Annotated in this window: 23 protein-coding genes; 7 read left to right on the top strand and 16 right to left on the bottom strand. The window is 39.5% G+C overall.

Features of this window, described 5'->3' with window-relative positions; genetic code table 11:
* The first annotated feature begins 153 nt into the window (after positions 1–153).
* The 3 genes from lepA (at position 154) to PGH07_RS06425 (ending at position 3,188) form a co-directional block, all read left to right on the top strand.
* A complete protein-coding gene (lepA, locus tag PGH07_RS06435; protein ID WP_289413536.1) occupies positions 154–1,965 on the top strand; it encodes a translation elongation factor 4 in 1,812 nt (603 codons plus the stop codon).
* Complete coding sequence (locus PGH07_RS06430) at positions 1,965–2,414, top strand: hypothetical protein (protein ID WP_289413535.1); 450 nt, start codon at positions 1,965–1,967, stop codon at positions 2,412–2,414. The genes lepA and PGH07_RS06430 overlap by 1 nt, the downstream gene beginning before the upstream one ends.
* Positions 2,415–2,537: 123 nt before the next feature.
* Positions 2,538–3,188, top strand: coding sequence for a hypothetical protein (locus tag PGH07_RS06425; protein ID WP_289413534.1), 651 nt, complete (start codon positions 2,538–2,540; stop codon positions 3,186–3,188).
* Between the two features lie 66 nt (positions 3,189–3,254).
* Here the strand turns inward: PGH07_RS06425 and PGH07_RS06420 are convergent, their stop codons facing one another.
* From PGH07_RS06420 to PGH07_RS06405, 4 genes are read right to left on the bottom strand one after another with little or no spacing between them, the layout of a single operon-like run.
* Complete coding sequence (locus PGH07_RS06420; protein WP_289413533.1) at positions 3,255–3,380, bottom strand: hypothetical protein; 126 nt, start codon at positions 3,378–3,380, stop codon at positions 3,255–3,257.
* Positions 3,381–3,393: 13 nt separating this feature from the next.
* A complete protein-coding gene (gene cydB / locus PGH07_RS06415) occupies positions 3,394–4,527 on the bottom strand; it encodes a cytochrome d ubiquinol oxidase subunit II (protein WP_289413532.1) in 1,134 nt (377 codons plus the stop codon).
* The gene (locus tag PGH07_RS06410) at positions 4,527–6,053 is read right to left on the bottom strand and encodes a cytochrome ubiquinol oxidase subunit I (RefSeq protein WP_289413920.1); all 1,527 of its coding nucleotides are present in this window, start codon (positions 6,051–6,053) and stop codon (positions 4,527–4,529) included. Before PGH07_RS06410 ends, cydB begins: the two co-directional genes overlap by 1 nt.
* A 34-nt stretch (positions 6,054–6,087) precedes the next feature.
* A complete protein-coding gene (locus PGH07_RS06405; RefSeq protein ID WP_289413531.1) occupies positions 6,088–6,309 on the bottom strand; it encodes a DUF4492 domain-containing protein in 222 nt (73 codons plus the stop codon).
* 451 nt (positions 6,310–6,760) lie between these two features.
* Here PGH07_RS06405 and PGH07_RS06400 point away from each other — a divergent pair, with 451 nt between their 5' ends.
* A complete protein-coding gene (locus tag PGH07_RS06400) occupies positions 6,761–7,363 on the top strand; it encodes a porin family protein (protein WP_289413530.1) in 603 nt (200 codons plus the stop codon).
* A 191-nt stretch (positions 7,364–7,554) separates the two neighbouring features.
* Here the strand turns inward: PGH07_RS06400 and PGH07_RS06395 are convergent, their stop codons facing one another.
* Both PGH07_RS06395 and metG read right to left on the bottom strand, forming a co-directional pair.
* Positions 7,555–8,535, bottom strand: coding sequence for a hypothetical protein (locus PGH07_RS06395; RefSeq protein WP_289413529.1), 981 nt, complete (start codon positions 8,533–8,535; stop codon positions 7,555–7,557).
* Positions 8,535–10,490: a methionine--tRNA ligase gene (gene metG, locus PGH07_RS06390; protein ID WP_289413528.1), complete on the bottom strand. Its 1,956-nt coding sequence runs from the start codon at positions 10,488–10,490 to the stop codon at positions 8,535–8,537. The genes PGH07_RS06395 and metG overlap by 1 nt, the downstream gene beginning before the upstream one ends.
* A 176-nt stretch (positions 10,491–10,666) precedes the next feature.
* On the opposite strand from metG, the gene PGH07_RS06385 reads away from it, so the two are divergent.
* Together PGH07_RS06385 and PGH07_RS06380 are read left to right on the top strand one after the other, a co-directional pair.
* Positions 10,667–11,248, top strand: a complete 582-nt coding sequence (locus PGH07_RS06385) for a hypothetical protein (RefSeq protein WP_289413527.1) — start codon at positions 10,667–10,669, stop codon at positions 11,246–11,248.
* On the top strand, positions 11,245–11,493 hold the full coding sequence (locus PGH07_RS06380; protein ID WP_289413526.1) for a GIY-YIG nuclease family protein: 249 nt from the start codon (positions 11,245–11,247) through the stop codon (positions 11,491–11,493). Before PGH07_RS06385 ends, PGH07_RS06380 begins: the two co-directional genes overlap by 4 nt.
* 24 nt (positions 11,494–11,517) lie before the next feature.
* Here PGH07_RS06380 and PGH07_RS06375 read toward each other — a convergent pair whose 3' ends face one another.
* The 7 genes from PGH07_RS06375 to mobB form a co-directional block, all read right to left on the bottom strand.
* Complete coding sequence (locus PGH07_RS06375; RefSeq protein WP_289413525.1) at positions 11,518–12,039, bottom strand: hypothetical protein; 522 nt, start codon at positions 12,037–12,039, stop codon at positions 11,518–11,520.
* A 90-nt stretch (positions 12,040–12,129) separates the two neighbouring features.
* On the bottom strand, positions 12,130–12,705 hold the full coding sequence (locus tag PGH07_RS06370; protein ID WP_289413524.1) for a TetR/AcrR family transcriptional regulator: 576 nt from the start codon (positions 12,703–12,705) through the stop codon (positions 12,130–12,132).
* A gap of 16 nt (positions 12,706–12,721) precedes the next feature.
* On the bottom strand, positions 12,722–13,255 hold the full coding sequence (locus PGH07_RS06365; protein ID WP_289413523.1) for a pyridoxamine 5'-phosphate oxidase family protein: 534 nt from the start codon (positions 13,253–13,255) through the stop codon (positions 12,722–12,724).
* Positions 13,256–13,264: 9 nt separating this feature from the next.
* Positions 13,265–14,212, bottom strand: coding sequence for a cation diffusion facilitator family transporter (locus PGH07_RS06360; RefSeq protein WP_289413522.1), 948 nt, complete (start codon positions 14,210–14,212; stop codon positions 13,265–13,267).
* Between the two features lie 128 nt (positions 14,213–14,340).
* Positions 14,341–14,538, bottom strand: coding sequence for a hypothetical protein (locus PGH07_RS06355; RefSeq protein ID WP_289413521.1), 198 nt, complete (start codon positions 14,536–14,538; stop codon positions 14,341–14,343).
* Entirely contained in the window at positions 14,538–15,386 is an 849-nt protein-coding gene (locus PGH07_RS06350) for a class 1 fructose-bisphosphatase (protein ID WP_289413520.1), read from the bottom strand. The genes PGH07_RS06355 and PGH07_RS06350 overlap by 1 nt, the downstream gene beginning before the upstream one ends.
* 12 nt (positions 15,387–15,398) lie before the next feature.
* Complete coding sequence (gene mobB, locus PGH07_RS06345) at positions 15,399–15,896, bottom strand: molybdopterin-guanine dinucleotide biosynthesis protein B (protein WP_289413519.1); 498 nt, start codon at positions 15,894–15,896, stop codon at positions 15,399–15,401.
* Positions 15,897–15,982: 86 nt separating this feature from the next.
* Between mobB and PGH07_RS06340 the strand changes: the two genes are divergently transcribed.
* Positions 15,983–16,501 (top strand): hypothetical protein, encoded by a 519-nt coding sequence (locus tag PGH07_RS06340; RefSeq protein WP_289413518.1) that lies wholly within the window; start codon positions 15,983–15,985, stop codon positions 16,499–16,501.
* Here PGH07_RS06340 and PGH07_RS06335 read toward each other — a convergent pair whose 3' ends face one another.
* Genes PGH07_RS06335 through gltX form a run of 3 tightly spaced genes read right to left on the bottom strand, consistent with a single transcriptional unit; the run spans position 16,502 to position 19,589 of the window.
* Complete coding sequence (locus PGH07_RS06335) at positions 16,502–18,040, bottom strand: lytic transglycosylase domain-containing protein (protein WP_289413517.1); 1,539 nt, start codon at positions 18,038–18,040, stop codon at positions 16,502–16,504.
* 17 nt (positions 18,041–18,057) lie between these two features.
* Positions 18,058–18,333, bottom strand: coding sequence for a YggT family protein (locus tag PGH07_RS06330; RefSeq protein WP_289413516.1), 276 nt, complete (start codon positions 18,331–18,333; stop codon positions 18,058–18,060).
* Positions 18,330–19,589, bottom strand: a complete 1,260-nt coding sequence (gene gltX, locus PGH07_RS06325) for a glutamate--tRNA ligase (protein WP_289413515.1) — start codon at positions 19,587–19,589, stop codon at positions 18,330–18,332. The genes PGH07_RS06330 and gltX overlap by 4 nt, the downstream gene beginning before the upstream one ends.
* Between the last annotated feature and the right edge of the window lie 184 nt (positions 19,590–19,773).

Genomic DNA, 19,773 nt, shown 5'->3' with positions numbered 1-19,773 from the left:
ACTTGCCATTTAGGCAACTTTATTTACAAGAGATTGTTAACACTGGGTTTGCTTCAGTAGCGGGACCATACGGTTAACTGCTTTAAAATAAACTAAATTTAGTTTACATTAAATTCAAGTAAGGCAAAGCATTTGCCTACTTAAGGAAAAAAATTGGCAAAAGAGATACCTCAATCACATATTCGTAATTTCTCTATCATCGCTCATATTGACCATGGTAAGTCTACCTTGGCTGACCGTATTATCCAGCACTGTGGTGCAGTTTCTGACAGACAGATGTCTGCACAGGTCATGGATACGATGGACATTGAAAAAGAGCGTGGAATTACGATCAAGGCGCAGTCTGTAAGACTTAACTATACTAAGAATGGAGAAGAGTATATCCTCAACCTTATCGACACTCCGGGTCACGTGGATTTCTCTTACGAAGTAAGCCGTTCTTTGGCATCATCTGATGGTGCATTGCTGATCGTTGATGCAGCGCAAGGTGTGGAAGCTCAAACTATTGCCAATGTCTATATCGCGATTGAGAACGATCTTGAGCTTTTACCTGTTGTGAACAAGATCGATCTTCCTGCAGCTGATCCTGACAGAGTTCTAGGTGAACTTGAAGAAGCTATCGGTATCGATGCAACTGAACATAACCTTGTTTCGGCTAAGACGGGACTTGGGGTCCCTGAACTTATCGATGCGATTGTTGAGCGTGTACCTGCCCCACAGGGTGATGAGAATGCCCCGTGTAAAGCGCTGATCTATGACAGCTGGTTTGACAACTACCTTGGAGCATTGGCTCTAGTCCGTGTATTTGACGGCAGTATCAAAAAGGGCGAGATGATGCGTGTTATGGGTACTAAGCAGGACCACCAGGTACTTGATCTAATGTATCCAAACCCTATCGCACCGATCAAAACCAAAGAGATTAGAACAGGTGAGATCGGTATTGTGGTCTTGGGATTAAAAACAGTAGACGCTATTCAGGTAGGGGATACGATCACCACTGCAAAGAACCCTACAGCTCAACCTGTTGCCGGATTTGAACCGGCAAAACCGTTTGTATTTGCTGGGATTTACCCGATCGAGACAGACAAGTTTGAAGATCTTCGTGACGCACTCAACAAACTCAAACTCAATGACTCTTCACTGAGCTTTGAGCCTGAAAGTTCCATGGCACTTGGTTCTGGATTTAGAACCGGTTTCCTCGGAATGCTTCACATGGAAGTAGTCAAGGAACGTTTGGAGCGTGAATTTGACCTTGATCTGATCGCAACAGCACCGACAGTTGTTTACCGTGTTAAAAAGACTGATGGTACTGAGGTAGAGATCCAAAACCCTAGTGAATTACCTGAGCCTCAAAAGATAGACACGATCTATGAACCATATGTTAAAGCAACGATCCTTACTCCTCAGGAATTCGTAGGAAACCTCATTACGCTGTTGACCAGCCGTCGGGGTATACAGATAAAGATGGACTACCTCAATGAGACACGTGTATTGATGGAGTATGATATCCCAATGAACGAGATCGTGATGGACTTCTATGATAAATTGAAGTCAACAACAAAGGGCTATGCAAGTTTTGACTATGAGCCGATAGGATTTAGACCCGGTAAACTTGTAAAACTTGATATCCGTGTTGCCGGAGAGATAGTAGATTCACTTTCTATCATTGTTCCTGAAGAGAAAGCACGAAGCAGAGGGCTAGCATTTGTAAACCAGCTTAAAGAGCTAATCCCAAGACAGCTTTTTGAAGTAGCGATACAAGCGAGTATCGGTAACAATGTCATTGCACGTTCAAACGTTAAATCAATGGGTAAAAACGTGACTGCAAAATGTTACGGAGGGGATATCACTCGTAAGCGTAAACTTCTTGAGAAGCAAAAAGCAGGTAAAAAGCGTATGAAAGCTATCGGTAAGGTAGAAGTACCGCAAGAAGCTTTCATGGCGGTATTGAAGTTAGATAGCTAATGTCAGCCTGGTTCCTTCACCTTCACCTGATCGCTGCAATCTCATGGATCGGAGGAGCGATCTTTATGTTCATTCTTGGAGTGAGCCTAAGAGATAAAGAAGGTCAAAACGAGGTCTATCCTCGTATCGGTCCAATCTATGGATATTTCGAAGTGGTGGCACTTATTATCCTTCTTATTACCGGTTATTTGATGATCGATCAGAATGGTTTACTGACTATTCTCTTTTCTGATATCAGTAATGAAGTGATGGATGCACTACGTATGAAACTTTATATCGTTGCTGTCATTATCCTTATGACAGCTATCCATATGACAATTTCATTGATGACCATTTATAAAGAAAAAACATTGATACAAAAGCTTCTTTCCCGTGGTTCATCAATGGGAATACTTCTACTCAATCTATGGGTACTGCACTATGCAATGGTGCTGAGAGACATTCTGTAATCACCTTCAATTACTGAAGATACTTCTATATTTGATCAGTTTACATTTCTTTTTATTTAGATACATGAGATTCAAGCTTTTTGAAAGCATAACTGTCTTATTTTGAGTTAAAAAGGAAAATGTATGCAAGATATTATTGATGCTTTAATGAATGCATTATCTACTGAAGGATCAATGTTCCATGTCCTCAATCAAAACTCCTCGTATGTCTGGCATGAAAACTATCCTGTAGCCGTGGTACATGAAAAAAGGCGTATTAACGACGAGAAGGTGATATCATGGATGGAGAGTGAGGGAATGTTGGACAAAGACGGTTTTACACCTCAAGAGTATAGTGAACATACCATTAGCCTGATGAGAAATCATGCTCCAGATTATCTCAAAGAGGTAAGTATCATGTGTTTAGACGGCATCAACAAATCATCCTATCTTTTTAAAGAAAAACGACCTCATGACTATTGGAAGAAGATAGAAAATCCGGGAAACTTGAAAGCAGTAGTTGAAATATCTCAATACCAAGAGGAAGATATCTGTAAAATTGAGTCAGAACTAAGAGATCTGATGCGAAGCAGTAAAGAAGTCCCGGTATTAAAGAAGTTAGGATTTGTCTGGATGGTCAGTGTACCTGTCTCTTTAGATATTGAAAAACTGTTAAGTCACTATTTCCTTGATAAGTATAAGAAAGTAACCAAGAATGAACATACTGTTTATATCGGTTGGAGTGATAGTCTAAATGAAGTTAATATGCGTTATTTTGTTTGTCCTGTCGCATAGTAGTTTTGTTATTGCCATACATTTTAGATAAGACCATCAAGATAACTCTTGATTGTCTTTTTTGATCTATTGATCCTCTTCAAGTTTTTCTAGTTCCCGGAAATACTTGAGGTTAAATGCCGTAAACTTATATCCTAAAAAAATAATCAGCGGCCATGTAAGCAGCCATAATAGTGAAGTGGTATATTCCATAAATGATTCCTTCTTAATAGTGGTGTTCATCTGAAGAGGTGATTTCCTCTTGAGTAATTTTGACTCTGTCCATTGCATACCAAACATAGGCGATATATGCCAGAACAAAGGGTACCATCAATGAAGCATAAGACATCGCTGTCAGTGTATAATGGCTTCCTGATGAATTGACAATGCTGAGTGAACTTTGCAGATCAGTGGAAGACGGATAAAAAATCGTATGGTTCAGTCCCACATTTAACAATAGAGCCATTACTGTGAGTACAGTTCCGATCCCTGCAGTAAAGATACAACAGTTTTTTGCTCTAAATACGGAGTTAAATACTGCTACTAGAACCATCACGACACCAACCAAAAACATCCCGGCTAAATACGGTAGTTCAATAAAAGTAGTTAGATGGTGCATGGAAACCATAGAGACTTTGAGAGTCTCTGGATCATATGTATACCCCTCTTTAAGTAGTACCCACCCTACAAATCCAAGGAAAAAAGGTAGAAAGTAGATGATGTTTCTTTTGATCATGAGACGTGTTCTGGTACGGATCGGCTCGTGGTCTATATTATTTAAAAAGTACATCCCTCCGATAATGCGAACAAGGAATAACATTGCAAATGCAAGCAAATAGTTTAGCGGTTCCATTAGTGCTTCTAAACCGCGTGTAGCGATACTCCAGTGTACGAAGTTATTGTCATCGATCGTAAATGAAGCACCGCTGAAAAATGTACTGATGGCAATCCCTAATAGAATAGTTCCCACACTTCCGTTAATATAAAGAAATGTTTCATAGGTTTTAGAACCGAGGAGGTTTCCTTCTTTCTTTCTATACTCATAAGAGACTGCCTGGATAATAAAAGAGAAGAGTATCCCCAACCATAGCCAGTATGCGCCACCGAAACTTGTCGCATAAAACTTTGGAAATGCTGCAAAGAGTGCGCCACCAAAAAGTACCAGTGTAGTAAATCCAAGTTCCCATTTACGCCCAAGTGAGTTCACCAGCATTGTTTTTTCGTCATCTGTTGTTGAAAGTTGATTGAGCAGTGTCTGACCACCTTGGATGAACATGATAAAAACAAACAGACCGCCGAGCAGTGAAATAATGATCCACCAATAAACCTGAAGTGAATGAAGTGAAAGTGTTTCAAACATTAGTGACCTCCTTTAATACCATATGCAATCTGCCGCAGCATGATTTTAATCTCTGCGATAAGCAGTACTGTAAAGAGCAGGGCAAAGAGCCAGAAGGATACCTGAACATTACCTGCATCGATATGTGTTGCAGCGATACCCACCGGCATAAGATCCTGGATAGCCCAAGGCTGTCTACCGACTTCTGCCACAATCCATCCGGCTTCTGCTGCGATGTAACCTAGAGGTATGCTCCATAATGTCAGCCAGAGTATTTTTCTAAAGCGTGTGATATCGTTGGCCATAGTAAGGTAAAGAACGATCAAAAACAGAATAATGAACCATGTACCCAGAGCAACCATAATGTGAAAACTATAGAAAGTAAGGGCAATCGGCGGAACAATATCAGTCGGTTTTTCAAGGTATCCGTAACCAAAGTAAGGCATATACTCTTTTAAGAGTTTTCTGCTTTCTGACATTGCTGTCTGATCATCGGATTGTTTAGCTTCTTTATACGCTTGAAGCGCTTTTACAGCTATTTTACCTTTTTCTATTTTTGAGGCTGCACTTTCTATGCCGTATTCTTCATTTCCCAGTACCAGATCATCCAGCCCAGGTACAAATGCATCAATATCATGGTAACCTAGAAAAGAGAGGGCATAAGGGATCTCGATATCCCCATAGAATGGATGTATATCATCTCCGATCTTTTTATCAGGGTTCAGAATACCTACAGCAATGATCCCTGCACGCTTTAACCCTTTATAGTGCCCTTCCATTGCTGCAAGTTTTACCGGTTGTTGTTGAGCAACCTGGTGTGCAGACTCATCACCGCTTAGGATAAGAAATATTGAAACAAGCAGACCAAAACTTGCACCTACTACCATAGAACGTTTGGCTTCCAATACATCACGTTTTTTGAGTATCATCCAAGCAGATATACCGATGACAAACAGGGCACCGATCACATAACCGCTTCCGATCGTATGTAAAAATTTGGCAATAGCTACTGGAGAGAGAGCGACATCCCAGAAATTTGCCATTTCATTACGCACTGTATCCGGATTGAACTCCATTCCAACAGGATATTGCATCCAACCGTTGGCTACAAGGATCCAGAATGCTGAAAGGTTTGATCCCACTGCTACAAGCCAGGTTGAGAGCAGGTGAAAGCTTTTTGAAACTTTATTCCATCCAAAGAACATTACTGCAAAAAAGGCCGACTCCATAAAGAATGCCAAGATTCCCTCTACTGCAAGCGGAGCACCAAAAATGTCCCCAACGAACCATGAGTAGTTCGCCCAGTTCGTACCAAACTCAAATTCCATAATAAGACCTGTTGCCACACCAATGGCAAAATTGATCGCAAAGAGGGTCATCCAAAACTTGGTAATGGTTTTCCATTTCGCATCCCCGGTCTTTACATAGATTGTCTCCATAATGGCTACAATAAATGAGAGCCCAAGTGTTAAAGGTACAAATAAAAAGTGGTAAAGTGCAGTCAGTGCGAACTGTGCCCTTGACCAATCAATAAGTTCTGTCTGCATCATTTCCATGTTCTATCCTTAGCTGTTTTGATCATCATCTCTCCTTTGTAAGATATTCTATGAGATACGCACTGCGTGACTCATCGTTATCATAGGTCGTTTGTAAATAATTCGGGAAGAAAAAAAACTTTATGATGCCAAAGAGGACCAGAAGTTTGATCCCAATCAACAGCCAAAGTTTTTTTCCTACTTTCATCTGTTTAAACCCATCAATATAAAAAAAGATGATATCGGTGATAATATGTGTAAGTTTCATGATGTGTATCTTTGATCTATGTAATTGATCATATCTTCCCCTAATGAGATAAAAGATTCTATAACAACAGTACATTTGCATCTGAGCAAATTTTTTTAAAAAACAATATTGATTAGATCATTTTTTACCTGAATCGGTTTCAATGGTATCCTTTCTACATAAATAAGTATAAGGAATAAGTATAAGAGACACCTGAGAAGGAGGAAATAAACAATAGGTATTATCTATTAATATATTTTCATATAATTTATCTAGCTGATATCTATCACTTATTTTTGTATGTTTAATAATGTTAAAACTCTATGTGTATGGTGCTATTTTAGACTCATGAATTTACACTTTAAATGCACAAAAAATTTTTTTATAAAGTGTTGATTTTCTATTGACTTTTTTGATTTTCAGCCTTATAATCTCGCCGCAATTTGCACGATTTAACCTAATAAGGAAAACAATGAAAAACATTACAATGTCATTGATCGCAATCATCTCTTTAAGTACATTCTCAGTGGCAGGAGGAGATATCTCTCCGGTAGAACCATATGTAAATGTTCCTGAAGTTTCAGATGCTATGCCTGGTAAATTCCATGTCGGTCTTGGTTATTCATATATGAATATGAACATTGACGATACTAACGAGGATTTTACTGCTCACTCAGTACTCTTCAAAGGCGGTTATAACTTCAATGAGTATATCGGAGTAGAGGGAAGATATACAATGAACGTAGGTGATATTACCTATGATAACGGTAAAGAATCTGATATCAACGCTGATATGAGCAATATCGGTCTTTACGCAAAAGCGATGTATCCTGTAACAGAAGAGTTTAATATCTATGGATTACTTGGATACGGACAAGTGAAATTTGATGATGGTTCAGAGTACACTGAGAGCGGTCTACAATGGGGTATCGGTGCAGAATATGCAGTGACAGATCATATTGGTGTGTTCGTAGATTATACAAACATGTATAATGATAAAGGTTTGGATGGTGCAGTTGTAAATAGTGATGTAGTAGTAGATGCGATCAGTATCGGTGCAACATACACATTTTAATTTTATTTGATCCAAAACTTTTCCCCTCCAAAGAAGGGGGGGATCTCTCTCTTGTCTAATTCATTCTACACTTCTTTAATTGGGTAGAATTGTTTACCTTCTATATCTATAGTGATTTTTTTGAAATAAAATATGGTATTTGTCAGTAAGAATGACTACACATACAACAAAAGAAGAAGTATGTGTATCTATTAGAAAAGACTATACTCTTCTTTAATCGTATTTAAAATGCTTCTATCCGCTTTATAGATAAATGCGTAGTTGAAATGGATATTTTTGAGTATATCTTTTAGTTCATCTTCGGTTTCAAACCAGTGTGGACGATCGATCCCTTCTATTTTTGTTTTAGGAGGGGTAAGGACTATACTCTTCACCCAGTTGTTCGAACGTTTGATATACTCTCTCGCACGGCTGATATCGTCAAGGTTATCTGTGAAGATCGCTACGCGGTCACTTTTCCCTTGACCTGTACTCTGAAGGTTTGTATCGATAAATACAGGGATAAAGTGTCTAGTATACTTGATACGTTCGATATCATATGGCAGACTATAGGTATCACAAAAATTGACTACGCGAAGCAGATAATCAAGATGGAACGGTGCCAGGTCTTTCTCTTGATAAACATATCCACCGACCTTGAACGTTGATTTAAAGAGAGTATCACCGATCAAATATCCTTCTACATCGTCTTTGAGCTTTTTTATGTCAGGTTTGATCAGTCCCAGTAACTCTTTATCCGTACCTACAAAAAGGTAATCATCAGAGTTAAGGATCTGTTCAAAAACTTTACGCCAATCATCAGCCATAAAAGCTATATTGCTTTTGTGGGTAAGGATCATCTTCAAAAAGCTCATTTCATGAGGTTCCAACAGGAAAAACTCTGCTTCTTTTTTGAGTGTTACATATCGAATGAGCTTAAATGCAGCCAGTTTGATATCCGATACTTCGATCCACGCGATCTCATCGTCTTTTTTGATGATCTCTTTGTTGTCATAGACGATGGCATATGCCCCTTGTTCTATCGCTTTGTCGATATCTTCTTGTACAGAGGAAAAGAAGAGGTCACCATGTTCAACCTTAGAAGGGAAAACAGTGGCAGCAGCTATAGCTTGGACTTGTGGCTCATTAGTCAATACGCCATCTGTAAGGTTTACAATATCTTCAATTTTCATTAGCTTACTACAGTCCCGGCATTTTTTGGAGTCTCAGGTCTAAGAAGACTGAGTCCGTTTTCATCTTTGGCTGCAAGCAGCATACCTTCACTTTTCATTCCCATAAGTTTTGCCGGTTTAAGGTTGGAAACAACACACGCCTGTGTACCTACAAGGTCTTCCGGGCTGTACCATTCTTTGATACCAGCAACAACCTGTCTTGGATTCTCTTCTCCGACATCTACCTGAAGCAAAAGAAGTTTGTTACTCTTTGGTACCTCTTCGGCTTTAACGATCGTACCGATCTTTAGAACAGTTTCGAAGAATTGGTCGATACCGATAAGAGCAACACCTTCAGCTTTCTCTGCTTTTTTCTCAGGCTTCTTTTCCTCTTTTTTAGGTGCTTCTTTTGTATCAGCAGGTTCAACCTGTGCTAAAAGCGGTTCTTCAATACGAGGGAAAAGTGGATCGATCTTTTCTAGTCTAAATGTCTCAAGAAGTGTTTTCTCTTTGACAAGGGCATTCCAGCTGGCATTATCGATCTCAAAATGCAGTGCTCTTGAAATTTTGGTACATACTTCCGGCATAACAGGATAAAGCATCACCGCTACCTTTGCAAGGATCGCTGCGATAAGTCCGTTAAGTGCCATCGCTTCTTCTGTTTTCCCTTCTTTCATCAATGTCCATGGCTGATACTTATCAATGGACTTGTTTGCAACAGATAGTGGTCTCCAAAGTTCTTCAAGATATTTATGGATCTGCATTTCAAACAGCAGCGGTTCTAACTGGTCAAGTGATGCATGTACTTCATCCAGCTCCTGCTGATAGAATTTTGCTACATGTCCGGAGAAAACTTCACCTTCAAAATATTTACCGCTCATACCGATCAGGCGGTTAAGCAGGTTTCCAAGATCATTTCCAAGATCGGAATTGATACGGTCAATGAGTGCTTTCTGAGAGAAGTCACCGTCACCACCGAATGGTACTTCACGAAGCATAAAGTAACGGAAGTTATCCAGACCATATGCATCTGCTACCTCTCTTGGATTTACTACGTTACCTTTAGATTTACTCATCTTCTCACCGTCTCTTGTCCACCATCCGTGTGCAGCAATGTGTTTTGGCAACGGTAATCCAAGGCTCATCAGGAATGCAGGCCAGTAGATCGCATGGAAACGGAGGATATCTTTACCGATGATCTGTACACGGGCAGGCCAAAAGTCCATGTTAGCTTCATCTGTACCGTATCCCAGAGCAGTTACATAGTTCATAAGTGCATCCAGCCAAACGTACATTACGTGTTTTGGATCATTCATCTCTTCAGGAAGCTTTACACCCCAGTCAAAGCTCGTACGTGTGATCGAAAGATCTGTCAAGCCACCCTCAACAAAACGGATCACTTCATTTCTCTTGCTTCTAGGAAGGATACACTCTGGATTGTCGTTATACCACTGAAGAAGTTTATCTTGGTATTTGGAAAGTTTGAAGAAGTAGCTTTCCTCTTCTACTACTGTGGTACTTTTCCCACACTCCGGACAATATTCACCGTCAACAAGTTGAATTTCCGGGAAGAATGTCTCACATGAGATACAGTAGTGACCTTTATAGGTATCTTTATAGATATCACCGTTAGCGTGCATTACGGAAAATGCTTTTTGTACGCCTTTCATGTGATCAGCATCTGTTGTACGAATGAACTTGTCATAACTGATGCCAAAGTCATCCCAAAGATTTCTAAATGTCGCAGAGATCTCATCTGCATATTCTTGAGAGCTTTTACCTCTAGCTTTTGCGGATTCTTCAATCTTCTGTCCATGCTCATCTGTACCGGTAAGGAAAAAAGTTTCCAAACCGCTCATACGTGAATAGCGCGCAAGTGTATCTGCAATGATAGTTGTATAAGCATGACCGATATGAGCAATATCGTTAACATAGTAGATCGGGGTAGTAATATATGCAGTTTTATGACAAGACATATGTAGTTCCTTAAACAAATGAGTTTTGGATTTACGCAGTGTAAATTTTAGAAAGACATTTTAGCCAAAGTGTGCTGTATGGTGGATGATAATTGCACGGTTTTATTCTCATATACATAAATATTAATTTTTGTGTTATAATAAGTTCAATAATAATTTGGAAGAGTGAGGTTATTATGTCTAATGAAATAGAATCCAAAGATATCTACACTGCCGAAGAGAAAAAAATGATCTTGGAGAGATTGGATGCTGAAAGAAAGGCACGCCAGGAAGAAAAAACAAAAACCCAGGAAGCTTATACTGAGGAAGATAAAAAATCGATCTTAGAGAGAATTAATGCTGATAGAAAGGCACGTGAAGAGGCTGAGAGACAGGAAAGACTGGGAAAGAAAAAGCTTACCTTGTCGGAAAAAGAGAAGATATTAGAAAAAATCAACGAAGAGAGACGTATTGCACAAAAGTATAAAGAGCTTCAAAGAAGAAGGTTAAGAAATAAAAAAATCTATCATCTTGAAAATAGGGTTCTTTATAAATTTCTCAATATGGACCGTGCTTATTATATACAGGTTGAAGATTGTAAAAGACTCTCTTCAAGACCACTTATTTTGCCGCTTTTTTATCAGGGATTTGACGGCTTGAAGCAAAAGGATGTTTTGATAAGAATCAGAGACTATTCTGATAAGATCTTTATCTCTGATGATGTCATACGTGTCTATTACAAAGAGTATTCTTTAGAAGACAACCCTGTAGTAAAATGAGCTATTTCGTTTATATACTACAATGTGCAGATGATACCTTGTATACAGGGATTGCCACAGATATCAGTCGACGTTTAAAAGAGCACAATAGTTCTGAAAAAGGAGCTAAATATACTAAAAGCAGGCGACCGGTTGCACTGGTTTACAGTGAAGCTTTTCCTGATCGAAGCAGCGCAAGCAGACGTGAATACGAGATCAAGAAAAAGATGAGTCGGGCTGAGAAGTTAAGCTTGATCGGAAGTTGATTTTTTTGTACTTGTTCATACATCTCATTTGTGATATACCTCTATAAGTTTGCTTTTACCCATAAACACTGTTGCATACTCTAGGATGTCATAGAAATCCTTATCATTAAACCCTGCATCATAAAGCGTTTCCAAGTCTTTTTTCTCAAATTTATCTGCGTGATATAGCGCTTTAATAACCTTCTTTAGGAGGATCTTTTGTGTGGGTTCTACATGGATGTTATCCAAATGGTTTTCAAGGTCGCTTATGATAGCTTCATTCACACCCATATTTTGCAGTAACTGTGTGTTGAATTGTATACAGTAATTTCTGCACTCCTTTTGTGCAATATAAAGTCTGAGAAACGGCATCAGGTTTCTATCGATCTTCGTATGCGTCATCATATAGGTATTATAATCAAGAAAATCCTTCATCGCTTTGATATCAATAGTTGCCATTAGTTCAAAATGAGGAGGGATGAATCCTAAGTTCTTTTCTATCATTTGGTAAAGTAGTTTCAGTTTTCCCGTAGCATCTTCTTTTTTTATAGTGTCGATGATAAACATAATTACTCCTTTATAGACCAATTGGTCTAATTAGAATATGGTAAAATAGTTTCCCTTAAAATAGACTGATTGGTCTAATGGCAAATTGAATTATTTTCTGAGTGATCCAAGATAACTGTTGAGATGTTTGACAGAGTGAAGATAACGACCAGTCGATGACTGTGTTGGACTTAATGAGAGCGCACCCCATACAGTTTCAATTACAAAATCAGAAAGTGAGTCAACATCAGTGTCAGGCTTGAGCTCACTTTGCCTAAGAAGTACTATGATCTTTGCTTTGATGTGATCATAAAGCAAGGTGATCTCCCGATCAAAGTCTTCATCAAGCGGCGACATCTCCTGGTTCAGACGGTTAAGTGGACAGCCGTACTTGATCAGCATAGGGTTGTTAGCAATAGTTAAGACGGCATCAATAATAGAATCAATGCCGTCTTTGCCTGCTATTAGTTCAAAGGTAAAAAATATATCCATTTTGGGACCCAGCCGCTCTTTGATGACTGTAAGTACCATCTCTTTTTTTGATTTGAAAAAGTGATAGAGAGAACCTTTAGGAATGCCACATGCTTTGAGTATCATTGACATACTGGTACCGTTATATCCATGCATGTACACCAGTTCAAATACGACATCAAGGATCTTTTCTCTTGTAGGCTGTTCTTTATTCATGGCACGTATTATAACACTAATTGAGTTTACTCAAATCCGGTGGCGTAAAGTGCTTGTCATTATACTCATTAAGCTGATCCCGTCTATTCATATCCACGGCCCACTCTTTGAGTTCATCTCTCTCGCCCTTGTATTCCATATAGGGTACGGACATTCCACAACTAGACTCAACTGCATAGATATGAAATAAAAAGAGGTTTCGTATGATACCTTTGCGTAAATTGAAGTACTCAAGATAAGAGTGATAACGTTTATCACTCTCCTCGATGATCTCAGTTTTGCAGAAGAGTCTGAGGATAAGCGGAGCACCTTCAAATGCATTAAATAGAAGTGTAAACTCTCCATCATTGACTGCATCACGGTAGGTACGGTTACCAGAACCGGGAAGACTGGCAAAGAGCAGGGTACTCTCATCCAAAACTCTTATAGTGTCATACCCTTTTGGAGAGAGGTTCACCTCTTGGCCTGATGTACTTGCAATATAAAACATCTTTTGGATCTTGATAAATTCGATATCACGTTGTTCTAATTTTCGATACTGTTTCCCCATCTGGTTTCCTTACTGGTTAGTAATGATACATTTTTGGTGTACGGCATCATTGGTAAGTGAGTCTACCTGTATAAGTATATGGTTAAAGCCTAGTTTTTCTAACTTCTCTTTCATTGGACCTGTGATTGCTTCACATGATCTAAGACTTGTATCTTCATTTTCTAAGAGTACGTGAAATGAGATAAATTTGAGTTTGGAGTTTGGCTGATAGATATGCAGATCATGATAGTTGGATACATGACCGGATGCAAAAATGATCGCTTCTAGTTCTTCCAAAGCGATATTGAGTGTATTGGCATCCATGAGTGAGAGAAAACTTCGTTTAAAAAGAGGGAATGAATGCCGAATGATATAGAGTGAGAATATGATGGTAAGTACGGCATCTATCGCATATATTTCAAAATAATAGATCATGAATCCGGCAACAACGACCCCGACTGATATAAGTGTGTCTGCTAGCATATGTAGATATGCTGAAGTGATGTTCGCATCACCGTGATCATGATCATCATGATCATCATGTTCATGGTGTTCATGGTGTTCATGGTGATGATGATCTTCTATTCCCATTCCATGGAGAAGATAGGCACTGATGCCATTAGCAACAACAGCTATCATTCCTACTACGATCATATACTCAGGTGCGATAATCTCAGGGTGAAAAAGCCTTCCTATAGACTCATAGATCATATAGAACATCGTTAGGAGTAAAAAAAGTGTATTGGTAAAAGCAGCCATCATTTCAGCTCTAATAAATCCGAATGTATACTGAAAGGTTGGGCTGATAGTTCCAAAACGAAGTGCGATATAGGTGATGATAATCGCAAGAACATCCCCTGCATTATGCAGTGCATCAGCAATCAGTGCGAATGAGTTAGAGATCAGTCCAAAGATGATCTCTGCTAAGATGATCGCAAGATTGAAAAAAATAATTAGAAGTATCTTTTTTGCTTTCATAGACTCTCTTTTTTGTAGATAGCCTAAGTATATAAGCCGCAGTGTTAGGGTTTACTTAATACTAAAAATTATCTACCATCCACTTTGCGATGAGAGAAGTTACCTCTGTGTAAGCAATGAGGAGAAGGTTAGAACTCGAAGCCTCCGCCTTGACCTTTGCTCATGCTCTCATAAACGGCTTTGACATAGGAGTCTCTAAGCTCACAGCTAAGGAGCTGATCACACTTTAAACAACTCTGAAAGTGTTTATCCTTCTGACAAGCTTCAAGTTCCTTTTTCTTCTGCTCTAGAGCAATCTGCCACTCATCAAGCACAGTTTCACTCATTATTTGACTCCATAAGCTTTTTTGAGTGCTTCGATCTCGTAGTTTGAACCGAAGAAACAAGGGCTGGTATCATGATGATGTGACGGTACGAGATTCATCAGTCTTTCACCTTTGTCATTGATCGCCTGTCCGCCTGCTTGTTCATACATAAATGCAAACGGGATTACTTCAAAGAGCTGTCTAAGTTTACCGTGCGGCTTATCAGTTGTGCCTGGGTAGCTGAAGAGACCTCCGCCTTTGAGTAAGATCTGATGCAGATCCGGTACCATACCTCCGGAGTAACGCAGTCTATATCCTTCGGCAAAAAGTGAATCTATAAATGCTTTGTGATGTGACGGCCAGTTCTGCTGTGTTCCGCCCGGTGCATTGAGCTTGCCTTTTTCGTTGAGAGTAATTTCCCCGATCGCCCTGAAGTGATCACCTGTTGCGCGATAAAGCATCGGTTTAGTACCTTTCATAGCGATAACCAGTTCGATTCTCGGTCCATAGACGATATAGGCTGATGCCACAAGGTTCTGCGCATCTAAAATCCCTTGGTAGATACCAAAGATAGAACCTACTGAAAGGTTTACATCTACAAGACTTGATCCGTCCAAAGGATCATAACACACTATATAGCTTCCTGCAGTGTGCAGTTCGAGCTCACCTTCTTTCTCTTCACTGACAAGACTGATCACTTCAGGTACTGAAGCAAAGTTTTTCTCAATGATCTGGTCTGAGAGTACATCAAGTTTGAGCTGTTCTTCACCTGAAGCATTTTCTTCGTTCGCATACCCAAGGTCGGCAGTTTTGATCGCATTATCGATCTCAAAGGCGATCTTTTTGATCGCTTCAAATATAGTTTGCATTATCTCTCTCCTTTAGACACTTTTTGCATGTGTTTTGATCCATTCTATGATCTGGTCTGTATTATTGAGGTCCAGGATATCTATCTGTGCGGGTATATCATACTTCTCTATACTGACACTTTCATCTATCGCAATGGCTTCTGAACAGTCAAGATAACTTTCATTAATCTCATTACGGAAGATAGCGATACGGGGCAGCGGCAATGTTTTAAGTCCTTCTACCAGCAGTATATCAAAGTCATTGATCATTGCAATGATATCATCCAGGTTTTTTTCTCGTTGTGAAAAGTAGGTGGTACGGGTAGGCGAGGTCACAACGACTTCTGCTCCGGTCTGTGAGAATTTATAACTATCTTTACCTTCTACATCAAATATTGCTTTGTCTTTGGGATCATTTTTGATGATAGCCACTTTCTCTTCAGTGATCAGTTTCTTTGCCACTTTTTCGATCAGTGTGGTTTTGCCGCTATTTGAGGGGCCGGTAAATGCTACTGCAACTCTTTTCTTCACGTCTATCCTTTACTTTATCCTTTAAATTATACTTAAATGTTTATTGAATCTATGTTAAAATGACAGCAATTATCTAGGAGGGTTGTGTGCGAATATTAATTGGGTTGACGACACTTCTACTCCTTTTAACTGCTTGCTCCTCTAAAACAGACGATCCTCTCAAGCAGCGTTTTGAGAAGAATAAAACTACATATAAACATCTGCAAAAAACTGAAAAAGTTCAACTTTACGACCATAACATCACCAAAGTATTTTTAACTGCGACCTATCTGTATGCTCGAAGTAACAAGCTGAAAAAAGAAAAAAAAGATGAACAGTTCGTAGTGGGGGTCTATATTGAAGAGGATCAATTCAATCAGTTAGGTAAAGAATACAATTTGACCCTTGAAGGGGAAAAACCAAAAAGCATTCAGCCGCTTTCAAAACAAAGCCCTTATTTGGAAGGTATACCTTTTGTGACCGAGTGGAACAGTTATTATTTGGTGACTTTCCCTCATACTGTAAGTAAAAAATTTACCTTGTTGTTCGAGAGTAGGAAGTATGGGCAAAAAGAAATGCCCTTTTCAAAAGCTGCAAAATATGTAGAGAATACAAAAGCTTTCTAATTATCTGAACCTATCTGTCTCATTAGGGTCAGTGACCTTTTTGATCAAAGGGAGCAGGCGTGTAGGGACACCTAGTTGGTTGAGGTAGATAACGTAGTTGGTAAGGACGCGTTTGCCATACTCCCTTGCTTCTTCATTGGTCATATTTTCCATGCTAAGATAAGGTTCATAGCGTCCCGGTCTGAAATTTGCTCTGTCAGTGATAAGCTTTTTGGTAAAGCCGATTCCTCCATTGTAGGCATATGCCACAAAAAGCGGATGATAGAGCCATTTATTTAGATAGTCCAAATGAAAATCTGCATACTCGATCGCTTTGTACGGATTGAAAAGATCATCAAGGTCGATATTGTCGTTTTTCTTTTTTGCAATATCTTCTATCAAAAACGGCATGATCTGCATCATACCGAGGGCAAAAGAGCGTGATACAGAGGCTGGGACAAAGCGGCTTTCCTGTCTTGCAATCGCATAGATAAGTGCTTGACGCTCTTTGCTCATTCCCCTCATTGCATCATGGTAAGGCATCGGAAAGTAGATCTCTTTAAAGTTGGATGCTTTGGCTTTGATATAGGTATAGTGTCCTACTGTCTCTTCCGACTTATATGTATCAGCAAGGTCATTAAGATTGTAATCTCCAGAGAACATTTTTTGTTTGAGTTTTGCCCAGTCTATTGGATCCAGTACATCATAGTGAAATACTTTTGATCGTGATATCTTAGGTGTAATGATCTTTGGATATCGCAGCTTTAGCAGATCTCTGGCGATGAGTGTATAGATATTAACATCATAGCTGTTTACCAGATTGGTCAGGTAGCCTCTCTCTTTGGTTACGAGATACATCCAGAAATTTGCCTGATCTTTGTCCCTGCGTTTTTCTGCCTTTTTACGTGCTTGGCCGAAGTAGATCATTGCGATATCTTGTTTACCTTGTTTGAGTGCAAACAATCCTAGTTGGAAATGTGTTTTTGCTGAGATCTCATTAGAGTGTGCAGGTGCCTGAAGGAGAGATCTTTGTAACTGTGGTAGATTTTCTCCCAGTATGATACGGATACTTTGATTAAACGTTTTATCCATGCTCAATACACGGAACTGTTTGGAGTTGAGAAGCTTGTCATACTTCTTTTTTCTGATCTTTGAACCGCAATTGTTGAAAAGGTAGCATTCGATTTCAGGGTTTTCTTTTGCCCAGGCAGGATAATCAGCCTTAGAGTTTTTAAGTTCTTGAAGCTTTTGGTAGTTGGTTTTCCAACGCTCTTTTTCTGCTGCAGTAGCAGTACGGCGTATCTGTCTGATCTCGGGAGCTGTACCTGTTTTTGTACGGTAAGCGGTACTGATCTTTTTATTGAGGTAATCGACTTCCTGTATGATCTTTTTGGCCTCAGATACGGTCGTACTTTTTTGTGAGAGAAAGCGCCAGATATAGTAGTCTTTCTCTACACTTTGAGGCATCTCATGTATCTCATTAAAGCTAAAGGTTTTAGCTGCATAAAGCGATGTAGAGTATGCTACTAGGATGGATAATACAACGCTTTTGAGTCTCATGAAAGAAGGGTCCTGGTTTAGCCTATAAGGCTTCTCATCATAAAGATATCTATAAATTGCAGTCCCAGGATGATCACAAGTGGTGAGAGGTCTACTCCTGAGAATACCACAAAGGGCAGTTTACGGCGAATGAATGAAAACGCTGGTTCCGTCAAACGGCGTAGAATCTGTACGATAGGGTTACGCGGGTCAGGCTGAACAAAACTGATCAGTGCAGCGATGATCACGACCCAGATATAAATTGTGAATATTGTATGCAGTGTTTGAACGATCGCATAAATTAATGCATTCATGAAGCTACCTCCAGGATATAAGATTTGATGTACGGGTATATGTTTGAAAGCTCAGGACCATCACCTGCACCCGTAAGCAGGTGGCGAAGCGGTTTTGAGAAGTTCGCGCCTTGAAGTCCTGTCTTTTCCATGATGTATGACTCAAATGCATCATAGGTGTTTATCATAGGGGCATCAAAGATCACATCAGACATCTGTTTCATCTGCTCACCCCATTCACCGCTGAAATCTTTTGGTTTAAAGATCGCTCTGATCTTTTCTTCAAGCTCATTGATCGTACTTGCTTCTTCCAGGTAAACCTTTGCCAGTTTACCGATATTTTCATCGGCAAAACCAAAGAGGACTGAGAGACGTTTGTCATCCATCATTTCAAGATGCTTACGGTTGATGAAGCGAAGTTTTTCGATATCAAATTTGACAGGTGACGTGGAGATCTTAAATAGATCAAACCATTCCAGTGCTTCAGGCATAGTGAAGATCTCTGTTGGTGTTTCATTGCCAAGAGCGATCAGGTAGTTTGCGATCGCATCAGGGATAAAGCCTTGTTCAAAGAGCCACTTCACTGAACCTGCATCATCATCTATACTCATCTTGTTGTCTTCATTATTGAGGATGTTAGGCAAGTGCGCATATTCAGTCTCTTGATCGTATCCTAAAAGTGTTTTGATATGCATTTGTTTTGGTGTATTTAAGAGATGATCTTCCCCGCGGATGATCAGAGTTACTCCCGAGATCATATCGTCACAGGCACACGCGAAGTCGTGGCTTGGGGTACTATCTTCACGAAGTATTACAAAAGAGTCGACTTCATCAGGTGTAGCGCTCATCTCTCCTTTTAAAAGGTCTTGATAGATGATGTTACATTCGGGTTTTTTGATGCGGATGACAAATGGTGTCTTTTCCTCTTTGAGCTTAGATAGATTATTTGTTCCTATGTCCATACATTGCCCACTACAGTTAGGGCTTTTGCATGTACATACAAATGCTTTCTTCTCTTCAAGGAGTCTGATCGCTAGAGTCTGGTGCATATGGAGGTTTTCACTTTGATGAGACACAGAGTCATGAGTAAGTGCGAACTTTTCCAGTATTTCCATGATCTCGGTATCTTTACCTGTGATGTTACGCTCTTTGTCCGTATCTTCGATACGCACAATAAAGTTCACATCTCTTTGTTTGGCTACCATGTAGTTAAATATCGCTACACGCAGCTCTCCTATATGCATTTCACCAGTCGGTGAAGGGGCAAATCTAAGCATTTAATCTTACTCCAAAAGTCAGGGCTTATCACTGCACCGCGTATTTACCCGGAGCGTTGATATTAAAAGTGATATTATAGTGTGTTAAATTTAATAGAAATTTATTCACTGGCTTACACCTGAAAGAGCTGTATCGAACTACAATCATAGCCTACAGTGATGCGTTCCAAATCATGAGGTAGTG

Origin of the sequence: Sulfurovum zhangzhouensis, from assembly GCF_030347965.1 — a bacterium.
Classification (GTDB): domain Bacteria; phylum Campylobacterota; class Campylobacteria; order Campylobacterales; family Sulfurovaceae; genus Sulfurovum; species Sulfurovum zhangzhouensis.
This window is presented reverse-complemented; position numbering and strand designations above follow the sequence as displayed.